Source organism: Pseudomonas sp. CM25, from assembly GCF_013179705.1.
Taxonomy (GTDB): domain Bacteria; phylum Pseudomonadota; class Gammaproteobacteria; order Pseudomonadales; family Pseudomonadaceae; genus Aquipseudomonas.
Genome location: NZ_JABMCW010000204.1, coordinates 1 through 10,324 on the forward strand (window position 1 = coordinate 1; position 10,324 = coordinate 10,324).

Annotated in this window: 8 protein-coding genes and 2 pseudogenes; 6 read left to right on the forward strand and 4 right to left on the reverse strand. The window is 57.3% G+C overall.

Annotated elements, in window-relative coordinates; genetic code table 11:
• Together HP546_RS19515 and tssB are read right to left on the reverse strand one after the other, a co-directional pair.
• Positions 1–258: pseudogene (locus HP546_RS19515) on the reverse strand (type VI secretion system contractile sheath large subunit); the annotation flags it as partial.
• A 16-nt stretch (positions 259–274) separates the two neighbouring features.
• A complete protein-coding gene (tssB, locus tag HP546_RS19520) occupies positions 275–778 on the reverse strand; it encodes a type VI secretion system contractile sheath small subunit (RefSeq protein WP_172228499.1) in 504 nt (167 codons plus the stop codon).
• A 335-nt stretch (positions 779–1,113) separates the two neighbouring features.
• Here tssB and vasI point away from each other — a divergent pair, with 335 nt between their 5' ends.
• The 6 genes from vasI to HP546_RS19550 all read left to right on the forward strand — a co-directional run bounded on the left by vasI (position 1,114) and on the right by HP546_RS19550 (position 9,053).
• Positions 1,114–1,764: a type VI secretion system-associated protein VasI gene (vasI, locus tag HP546_RS19525; RefSeq protein ID WP_172228501.1), complete on the forward strand. Its 651-nt coding sequence runs from the start codon at positions 1,114–1,116 to the stop codon at positions 1,762–1,764.
• Entirely contained in the window at positions 1,752–3,218 is a 1,467-nt protein-coding gene (tssA, locus tag HP546_RS19530) for a type VI secretion system protein TssA (RefSeq protein ID WP_172228510.1), read from the forward strand. The genes vasI and tssA overlap by 13 nt, the downstream gene beginning before the upstream one ends.
• A complete protein-coding gene (gene tssM / locus HP546_RS19535; protein WP_172228518.1) occupies positions 3,215–6,829 on the forward strand; it encodes a type VI secretion system membrane subunit TssM in 3,615 nt (1,204 codons plus the stop codon). Before tssA ends, tssM begins: the two co-directional genes overlap by 4 nt.
• 163 nt (positions 6,830–6,992) lie before the next feature.
• Positions 6,993–7,289, forward strand: coding sequence for a hypothetical protein (locus HP546_RS19540; protein WP_172228490.1), 297 nt, complete (start codon positions 6,993–6,995; stop codon positions 7,287–7,289).
• Positions 7,225–7,953 (forward strand): VRR-NUC domain-containing protein, encoded by a 729-nt coding sequence (locus HP546_RS19545; RefSeq protein ID WP_172228512.1) that lies wholly within the window; start codon positions 7,225–7,227, stop codon positions 7,951–7,953. Before HP546_RS19540 ends, HP546_RS19545 begins: the two co-directional genes overlap by 65 nt.
• A 14-nt stretch (positions 7,954–7,967) precedes the next feature.
• Complete coding sequence (locus tag HP546_RS19550) at positions 7,968–9,053, forward strand: type VI immunity family protein (RefSeq protein WP_172228514.1); 1,086 nt, start codon at positions 7,968–7,970, stop codon at positions 9,051–9,053.
• 127 nt (positions 9,054–9,180) lie between these two features.
• On the opposite strand, the gene HP546_RS19555 is transcribed toward HP546_RS19550, so the two are convergent.
• Positions 9,181–10,026: a TIGR03915 family putative DNA repair protein gene (locus tag HP546_RS19555; RefSeq protein ID WP_172228516.1), complete on the reverse strand. Its 846-nt coding sequence runs from the start codon at positions 10,024–10,026 to the stop codon at positions 9,181–9,183.
• Positions 10,017–10,324: pseudogene (locus tag HP546_RS19560) on the reverse strand (biotin synthase); the annotation flags it as partial. The gene HP546_RS19555 and the pseudogene HP546_RS19560, both read right to left, overlap by 10 nt.

The window sequence follows — 10,324 nt, forward strand, 5'->3', positions numbered from 1 at the left end:
GGCATCCATCTGTCGGCTGAGCACTCGGTCCAGCTCTGCAATCATTTGATCGACGCGATGCTTGTTGATTAGTTGATCTGGATCATTGCTCTTGAGTATTTCTGCAATGAAGGCCGATACGCCTTGGCGAGCGACTTGATAACCCTCCTGCGCGGGCACCAATTTGGTTTCGGCCATGATCTGGTCGAGCAAAGTGGCTTTGCTCAATGTCTCGCCGGACAGTTCAACGGCGAGGGTGGTGCTGGTTGACTTTGGCATGGGACGCTCCGTTGTCTCAGTCTTCTTGTGGCGCCTCAAGCACCAGGTCCAATTCTTGGGCGAGTTGTTTGCGGGCCTGCTCGTCGTTCAGCAAATGCTGCAACTGCTTGCGAAAGGTGGGCACGTTACCCAGCGGGCCCTTGAGGGCGACCAGGGCTTCGCGTAGCTCCAGCAGCTTGTTCAGCTCAGGCACCTGGCTGGCAATGCGGTCGGGTCCGAAGTCGTTGATCGATCTGAACTGCAGGTTGACCGTCAGCTCCGCATCCGGTGCCGCGCTGAGTGTGGAGGGCACGGACATGGCCAAGCTGACGTCGGCGTCATTCAACACATTGTTGAAGGTGTGTTTATCAATGCGCATGACCGATCGGTCTTCCAGCGCACGGGTGTCATCCAGACCGAAATCGCCCAGCACCAACATCTTGTGCGGCAGCTCTACTTCGGCCTGTGCATCACCGGTGGCGGGTACGTACTTGATGTTGATGCGCTCTTTGGGCGCAACGGAGCCCGAGGCTTTAGTCATGTAGATATCGCCTTTGTTGTTTGGGTATATATGTAGGAAGCATCCTACAAAGTGCTGTTAAACAATAAACAAGCTGCAGGTGAGGTTGCGGCGCTTGCTTGCGAAAAGACCTTGCGCCTAGGGCGAGATATATGTCGAGTCGGGAGGTGTTACTAAATATTTGTTTGTATCTTCCTTCTTGTTTGTACTAGCCTAAAAGTTCGTTTCTGACCTCCTGATTGCCTGGAATCAAAATTTTCTCTGTACGGGTTTAATGGGTGGTGACGACTGCTGGTTGGCGGTGAGTTGGTCACTGGTGCATCTGTACTATCGAATAAGAGAGTGTGATTGTGATAATGCGCCGCTCTGCCTGTAGTGCCGGATTTATATTGCTTTTTTGTCTGGCACCCTCTCAGGCACATACCGCAAGAGACTGCCCCCGGATCGTGTCCAATCTTGAGCGTTTGGCTTGTTTTGACGAAGCCGCAGCAACTCCTGCGCGAGTGATAGCCACCACCCGGTGGTCTGCTCCCGAGCAAGAGGCGCCCAGTGTCATGCGTGTCATGACCAATGAGGCTGGCAGGGGGCCGGAAGACCTGACCTTTCGCCTGGGAAACCTGGGAGGCGTGGCGGACGCTGAGGAGGAACTGGTCATTTCAGCCCCTGCCATAGCTTCAGTTGGGGAGCGGTCTTATTTGGCTATCAGCTGCATACAGAACATCTCCAGGCTGCAACTGATTACCAACCGGCCAGTCGAAGCGAGCCGTGTCAATGTGCGGATAAAGGGGCAGGGCTGGTCTACCAGCGAAACCGCGTGGCAGGTAAGGGAAAATGGACAGGTACTGGATGCTGGCAGGGGTATACCAGCCATCGAGCAGATCAAACAAATGATCGGTGCTCAGCGCATTGAAGTGGTGAGCGGTCACAGGGCCGTCGACGGGCTGGCGTTTGATGCCGAAGGCCTGGACGCGCTAATCAGCCAGGTGCGACGTTCATGTCGGTGGTAGCGTTGGGGCAGGCCGAGGTCATCGTCCGGCTGCTTGCACCGATTGATGCCGCAGCCCCGGCGGGTTTGTTCGATGTCGAGGACGAAACCTACCAGGCTATCGACCAAGAGATGGTCAAACTCGGAGGTCTGCAGGAGCCCACGATCGACTGGGCGTACATCGAAGAAGCGTCCTGCCAATACTTGGCGCGGCAATGCAAGCACTTGCGAATCGTCGCGCACCTTGGTGCGGCCTGGCTGCGTAGTGGTTGTTGGCAACGCTGGAGTTTCACGCTGGAGTTGCTGGCCGGTATGGTCGAAGGCTATTGGGAGCCTGCTTACCCCAAACCGGGCCCAACAGGCTTCATCGGCAAGCGCAAATTGGTGAGCCTGGTGCTGAAACGCTTGATCGACGCGTTACCGAGGCTCGACCGCTTCACCTTCACCCCAGGGTATGCAACCGCTGCGCGAGGTGCGCTTGAGCGCCTGCTACAGCAGCAGGGACCGGTACAATTGGATGTAGCTGCGCTTGTCGAGCTTGAGCGCTCGCTGAGCAAATACGCCGACCTTGCCAATGGCGTTGGCGAGGTTGCAGCACCCAAGGCGCCAGAGTCAAACATAAAGCCAGTGCCGCTGGCTGATGTCATCGCAACGCCGATGCCACGTGTGTCGATTGGCAATGAGCGCGAAACCCGCAGGGCTGTGTTGAACATGGCCGAGCTTATCAACCAGCAGGACCCGTACGACCCGGTCGGCTATCAACTGCGCCGTTTTGGTCTGTGGGGGCACATTCAGGCTGCGCCTCCAGCCAACCAAGGTAACCGCACTGAATTGATGGCGGTTCCGCAGGACATTGCCGGTGATTATGAGGATGCGGTCGCTGGGACGGCGATCGATGCTGCATTGCTCCAGCGCATCGAAAAAAGCGTGACGGCTTGTCCCTACTGGGTTCGCGGCAGCTTTCTCGCTGCAACCGCCGCTTCACGCCTGGCGATGGGCGAAGTGGCTGAGGCTATCCGTGCGGCGACCGCTCGGTTCGTTCAGCGGTTACCCGCACTGCAGCCGCTGTGCTTTAGCGATGGTCGAGCGTTTATCGATGACCAAAGCCTGGCCTGGCTCAAAGGGGCGCAAGGTCCGTCCGAGCAGGGGGCCTGCTCCCAGGAGTTCGCCACCCTGCGCGAGGAATTATCCAGCCAGTTGGAAGCCGGTGGCGTGGAGCCCGTTCTGCTCAGGTTGCAGGGAATGCAGGCTGATCTTCGAGGTCCTCGGGAGCGTTGCCATACCACAGTGATCGCCGCTGACCTGCTGGCTGCACGCGGTGTGTCCTGGCTGGCCCAGGACTTGTGCGCGAGTGTCGCCCGGACGATGCAGCAAACCACGGCCAGTGCCTGGGAGCCCGATGTGTTTCAACGACTGCAACAGCATGCCTCCCCCCAAGCATTGGCCGATCAAAACAAGGACTGGAACTCTCCATGAATCAACTATGGAAGCTATTGAAACGTCGGGGTTTACCCCTGGTGACTCGGATCGGCTTGGCCATGCCATTATTGCTTGTGCTGGGTACCGTGCTGATGCTGGTCGCCATCTGGTGGCTCGGGCCTCAGTGGGAGTGGCGTGAACAGCGCCCGTTGGCCAGCACGGCCCATCGTAGTCTGGCCAGCCTGGTGCTCGTGTTGGTGCCGCTGCTGTGCTGGCTTGTTGTGCTGCGCAGGCGGTACATTCGCCTGAAGGCAGAGCGCAAGCAGGCGGTAGCCGCAGAGCTGGACAATGTATTGCCATTGGTTCGCGCGCAAGAGAAGGCCTTGGACCAAGGGCTGTCGCGATTTCTTGATAGCGCAGGAGGGCGACGTGCCTTGTATCGGTTGCCCTGGTACTTGGTGATAGGCGACCAGCATGCCGGCAAGTCCAGCTTAATCGACCGCACGGAACAGAGCTTTTCGCTGACCCGAATCGATAAGGCGCAGGCCCGGGGCAGGCAGGCACAACCGCTGGCTTTCCCGATAGGCTGGTGGGTCAGCAATGATGCGGTGATCATCGATCCGCCAGGGGCTTTCATCAGGCAGGAGTCGCTCGCAGGCTCGCCCACTGACGACTCAGGCGCACCGCAACTACCACCCGAAACCCCGGCCAGGCTGTGGCAGCACCTGATGGACTGGCTATTGCGCAACCGCAGCCAGAGAGCCCTCAATGGCGTGTTGCTGGTTGTTGACTTGCCTGCGTTGCTGCATGGCACGCCTGAGGAGCGTGTTGCGTTGGCGCATGTGCTACGCACTCGTCTGTACGAGGTAAGCAGTCAGTTGGGCTCCCGCCTGCCGCTGTACGTGGTGCTGACCAAGTTCGATTTATTGGATGGTTTCGACCAGCTCTATGCCGGCCTTTCCGTTTCCATGCGCGAAAAAATGTTCGGCTTTACGTTCAGGCTGGATGCGATCGGCACGTTCGACGCTTGGCTGAAGGAGTATGGCAATCACTACGAGCAGTTGATCAACCAGATATTTGAGCAGGTGGTACACCGACTCGATGCGTTGGACAGTGCTCCACAGCGAGCGCGCCTGTTCTCATTGCATACCCAGTTGATCGGCTTGCGTCCAATACTGCTGGGCTTCTTGAAAGAAACCCTGGCAAGTGATCGCTACACCACGCCGGCCTTGGTACGGGGTGTGTATTGGTCCTCGGTCATCCAGCAAGGTGACATGCTCAATGCGTTCGTTCGCGAGGCAGCGCAACCCTACAAAACGAAGCTCCCTCTCCTTGAGGGTAAGGTGCAAGGCAAGGCGCTGGCGTACTTCATCCAGCATGCGTTCGGGCGCATCATCTATAAGGAAGCTGGACTTGCCGGGGACAACATCAAGGTGGCGCGCAACAAGCGTCAGTTGCTGTGGGTCGGGTCCGGGGTAGGCATTCTGGCTTTCTGTGTCGCCATCGCCAGCTGGCAACGCTACTCCGATATCAATGCCGCCAAGGCAGCCAGCGTGCTCGCTAAAAGCAGGGAGTACAGCCATCATGAAGTGGATCAGCGCCTGGATCCAAGCGGCCGCAATCTGCTGGAGCCGCTGGACCAGATCCGCGATGCGGTATCGGTGTTTGGCGACTATCGCGCCGCATGGCCGGGTGTTTCCGATTTTGGCGTGTATCAGGGCCGGGTCATCGGCCCGCGTGTCGATGAGGCCTACCTCAGCTTGCTCTCCAAGCGATTCTTGCCGGCCTTGGCCAGTGGCGTGATCGACGCCATGGAGGCGGCGCCGCCAGGCAGTGAACAGCAAATGGCCGCCCTGAGGGTTTACCGCATGCTGGAAGACCGCCAGAACCGGCGGCCCGGATGGGTGGAAGAGTGGATGGCTCGCCAGTGGCAGCAGAAATTTCCCGGCCAAGGCCAACTGCAACGCGACCTCATGCTGCATCTGAAGTACGCCCTGGTCTATGCCGATGCTGACCTACCGCAGTACACCGAACGTATCGCCGTGGTCCAGGAGGCCTTGCGCAAGGTGCCGTTAGCCGAGCGGGTTTATGCTGGCCTCAAGCAGCAGGCTGGTGAGCAATTGCACACCGGGTTGGACCTTCGTCATCAGGTCGGGCCGGCCTTCGATGTGGTGTATCAGCCGACCATCGGCGCCGGAAAGGGCGGTGCTATCCTGCTGCCGCCGATGCTCACTGCCAAGGGCTTCAAGGAGTACTTCGAGCCACGCAGCCAGAGCTTCGCCGATATGGCGATGATCGACCAATGGGCGCTGGGTGAGCGTGGTCAACTCGATTACTCGGATGCGGACCGGGAGGCGCTGAGCGAACGGCTGCGCAACTTGTATAGCGCCGATTTCATCGACAGTTGGCGCCGTGCCCTGAACGCCTTCTCGGTAGCTGACTTCCTCGACCTGGACCATGGCGTCACGATCCTGCAGCAGTTGACCGGCCCTGCGGCGCCGCTGCATCGGCTGCTGGATACGGTGAAGGACAATACCTCGCTTTTATCGACTAGAGTTGTCGACGCCGGGGACGAAGCCAAAGCGGTATTGCCCAAAGGCAGTAAGCCAGAGCAACAACAGGCCTGGGCTATCCAGCGTGCCTTTGCAGGGCTGAGCGCCATGTTGCAGGCAACGGGTGAGAAACCGAGCTATTACGATGAAACCCTTGGCGCCATTACCGCCGTGCATGACTACGCCAAGGCGGTGCAGGGCAGCCCCGACAGAGGTAAAGCTGCACTCCAGGCTGTGCATCAACGTTTCTCGATGACGGGGCAGGATCCAATTGGCACCTTGCAGCGAGTCTCTACTGGCTTGCCAGAGCCGATCAACCACCAAGTCAGGAAACTGGCCGATCAAACGGCACAAATGCTCAACATCGAAGCCCTGCGCGAGCTGGAGCGGCGCTGGGATGCCGAGGTGTACAGCTTCTTCCAGCAGCGACTGGCTGGGCGCTATCCCTTTGTGGCCAGGGCGCCCGACGCGTCCCTGGATGACTTCGAGGCGTTCTTCGGGCCGAAAGGGCGGCTGCAGCAGTTCAATGATCAGTACCTGAAGGTCTTCCTGAAGGACAATTTTGAAGCCCTGCAGGCCGGCCAGAAAGGGCACTCGTTGATTCGCAGCGACGTGATCGAACAGCTGGAGCGGGCAGACCGCATCCGCGAAACGTTCTTCGATCAGCGCGGCAACCTGAGCGTGCAGTTCAGCATCGAACCGCTGGGGCTGAGTGCCAACCAACGCACAAGCTTGTTGGATCTGGACGGCCAGTTGATTTCCTACACCCATGGCCCGCGCCAGATCACTGGCATCGTCTGGCCCAATACCTTGGGGCCGCAGGTGCGTAGCAACCTGACCTTGCTCAGGCAGAACGGCAATAGCAGCAGCCTGGAGTACAGAGGGCCGTGGTCGATGTTCCGCTTGCTCAGCCGTGGCTCGCTCAACGGGCGCACGGCTACCAGCGTGGACCTGAGCTTTCGCACCGGCGATGGTGTGATGCGGTATCGACTGAACGCCGCGAAGGCCTTTAACCCCATCACGCAAGAACCTTTCAAAGGATTCCGTTTGCCAAGAGGCTTATTGCAACAGTCGAAGTTGGGGGCGGGATACAAGCTGGACAAAATGGCTTTATGAAAACAGATATTGGGGTCTCGTTTGGATTCCCGTCAACCACTATCGGCTGGAGTCTGGCTGATCGGCTGGCTGAGTTCTCCTTTGACCAGTGAAGCGGTTGAGGGTAGGTATAAATTAAATGCCCTTGTTGGGGTGGCTTGTGTCAGTAGGCCAAGGAGAGTGTATGAGTGGGGGCAAGGTTAGACCGCGATCTTTGGAGGGATCGTTGAGTAAAATATTGCTCGGAAGGTTTAGAGTAATAAATAGAGATACAGGATTGCCTGTCTCGGGGCTGGCTGTTCAAATTCTATCCGACGCCGGAACTGTTCGTGACATAACGGATGGTGAGGGCTACACAAAGTGGGTCGGTTCTGAAATGGCGGGCACCCTCAAGATTATCAGGGACGAGGGGGACTATGAACTCATTTCCTATAGGAGGGACATCGCCGGAAGGGACGACAACTCGGGTTGGAGTAAATGAGCCAAAGCTTGATCCTTCCGATAAAAAGGTTCTATGTGCGACAATCTGTTTTTGCGAGTCAACGCCTAATGTTGGTGCTGATGGCAGAAGCCTAAAGCAAGCTTGTGTTGATAACCGGCTTACTGAGTTGGATGGTGTATTCATTGCGCATGGCGGTCGTAGCCCATATCGGCCAGAGGTTAGTTACGACATGACCAAGACGCCACCATTACCAATACTGAGTCGTGATGGTATGACTAAGCATGGATGGATTCCGGGCTGGATAAAAAAATACTGGACGGAGGATCCTGATCACCCTCCATTCAAGGCGGGCACAGGGATGATACGTCGCCCGGATGTTGTTATATTAATGAATCCAAGGGAGGCGCCAACTCAGGATAATATTAAAATGGTAGTCGAGATGAAGTTTCCTCCTGATGATTACAATCCAAAGCAAATGGCAGACTATGGGAGAATTGCGGGGTCTGCGGGAAAGGTTGAAATTATGCGGCCGGAGGATTGTGATTGTGATCAGTTGGAGGAAGAAGCGCGAGTGCCTTATGAGGAGTTGGACGGAATTTTGGATAAGATTGGAGAGCTAATGTGGTTGTTCTCTCGGGGTAAGATTCCAAGACTACCTCGTATTCCAAAATTGCCTAAACCAAGCCCTAGTCCCGTATATTGAATTGGTTACCGAATATGACTGAAGGTTTTGATGTTGTCTCAGAGCTATCTAAGGATCCAAGTCTGATTAGCTTCCCTGGTGACCTTTTTATGAGGGGTGGGGCTAAGGATTATGTTGGCGCTGTGCTTTGTGTTCGCGCTTCACTATTCTTCAAAGGGGGGCACACGAGTACTGTGAGAGAAATGATATGTAGTTGTTTTGATAAGTATGTAGAGTTGTCCGGAAATGTCTTCACGTGGTTGTGGCGTGAAAACCCTGCTGAGGGAGCGCCAAAGCTAAGATATGGGGAGGCTCCGTCATTACATGACATGATCTTGAATAAAGATGAGGATGAAATTTTAAGTCTTTGTTATACGGCTGGGGAAAAGTCCGAAGATGCGAGTGCTTGGCAGTTTTTGATTTGCGGGCAAAGAGGGTGGGAGTCTAAAATAGGTCAAGAGTATAGTGTTATGGAGTTTTCTATTCCAATTGATGCTTTTGATGTGAAGCGCACGGATTTCTTGTCGTTAGTAGTCAGCTGTTCTAGCTTGCTTGAAGCTGAGCATGGGTACGCAGGATATGCTCTGAATGTTTCGACTGTTCGGCGAGAGCGCAACGAACCTGTCGAAGCACTCGTCAGTGAGCGAATGCCTGGATTAAGTGTTGGCACGGCTTCCTTGCTGGCAAATGAGGCTGCGCTCAAGGATGGGAAGATTATAACTGTCAATTGGTTGACCATAGTTAACTATTCAAGGTTGAGTATTGTCGGCGGTGTTCTGAGTCTTTTAAAGAACTTGCCATCCTCTCATTATAAAATTTACGACTATGGGGCGGGAGCCGTCATTCAGTCTGGGGCAGAACCTAAAGCAATGGGTGAGGAGGGCGATTTAAGGCCTCCTGCCTACATAATTCTAGATCATCAGTTATGCGACATCAGGGTCTTTTCAATAGGCAATATTCATCGTAACTCCAAGTCTGGTGAGTTTCGTCTTACTGGTTGGTCGGCAGATCAATGGCTTAGACGCTTTGATGTGGCGCCATCTGAGATGCCTCTGCATTTGCGGAGATTAATGAATGAGCCGCCGCTCGAAGATAAAGATATTTTGGTGCAAGAAAATTAAGCGAGAGAGTTCACCAGTGGCTGAGAAGAATCAATGTGAGGGGGCCGGCGAACACACCTTCCCGACATCCCCGCCGAAGGCCATGGTGTCCACCTATGAAGGTGACCCCGGGTGGCTGCTGGATTGATCAGCGCAGTGCAGGCTTGCTGATTTGCTTACCCGCCTGGGACGCCACTTCCAGGGCTTGCCCATCCCGTTGCTTGCCCTGGCGCGCCAGGCCTTCGAGCTGGGGTATCAGCATGCCTTCCGGCAAATGCCGCCAGAAACGGCCGGGCATGTGCAGGCGCAGGGCATCGGGGTTGAGGCGGGCGGGGTTGAAGGTATGGCGGTAATAAGTGCGCCATAGCTCGGCGCCGGGGTCTTCGGCGTTGCGTGCCCACTGGCGCCAGGCCTCGGGGCACTGGCGCTGGTAATCGAAGGCCTGGCCGTCGAAACGGATACCGTCCTGCGGGGTTGCGATCAACCAGCGCAACCGCCCCAGGCGATCGGCGAAGTGCGGGCTGGCGCTTTGCAGAATATCGTGCGCCGGCTCGTGATAGGCCACCAGATCCAGCTGCAAGTGCTCGACCAGCTCCTCAGGCAGCGGTACGAAGCGCACAAAGGCATGCAGGTGATGCGCCTCACGGCTGACCTGCTTGATCCGCCGCTGCAGTTCGCTGCCCAGGCGGTCACCGGCCAGCATCGCGGTGCGGTCGCCATGGGCCACGCGCCACAGTACCTCGTACAAAAGGTTCCAGCGTTGTTCGCCCCGGTAGCGCGAAGCCTGCTCCAGCTGGCCCAGCAGTGCCGCCGGGACCTTGGCCCGGAACGGACCGGGGCCTGGCGGGAGCGCAGCCGGTACCGCCAGCAAGTCCGCCATCGGCCCTTGCGACCAGGTCACTTGCGAGGGGTCAATGCCGTGCCCCAACAATGACCGCGCCTGCTCGCGCCAGGTGGCGAACAGGTCTGCGCAGTCGAGCGCAATCACCCCCACAACCCCATCTGCACCGGCGCTTGCGGTTCACGCAACCGCGCCCGCAGCAGCCCGCTGCGCAGCTCGGCCTGCTGCGGGCGGTAGTCGCTGGTGACGATGAAAGGCCGGGCCTTTTCCAGCACGCAGCGCAGCTGGATCAGGTCGTCGTAGCGAATGCGCCGTTCCCGCCGCAGCGCAACCAGGCGCTGCACGCTGCGCAGGCCGATACCCGGAATGCGCGCCAGCAGGGCGGGTTCAGCGCGGTTCACGTCCAGCGGGAAGACATCGCGGTTGGCCAGTGCCCATGCCAGCTTGGGGT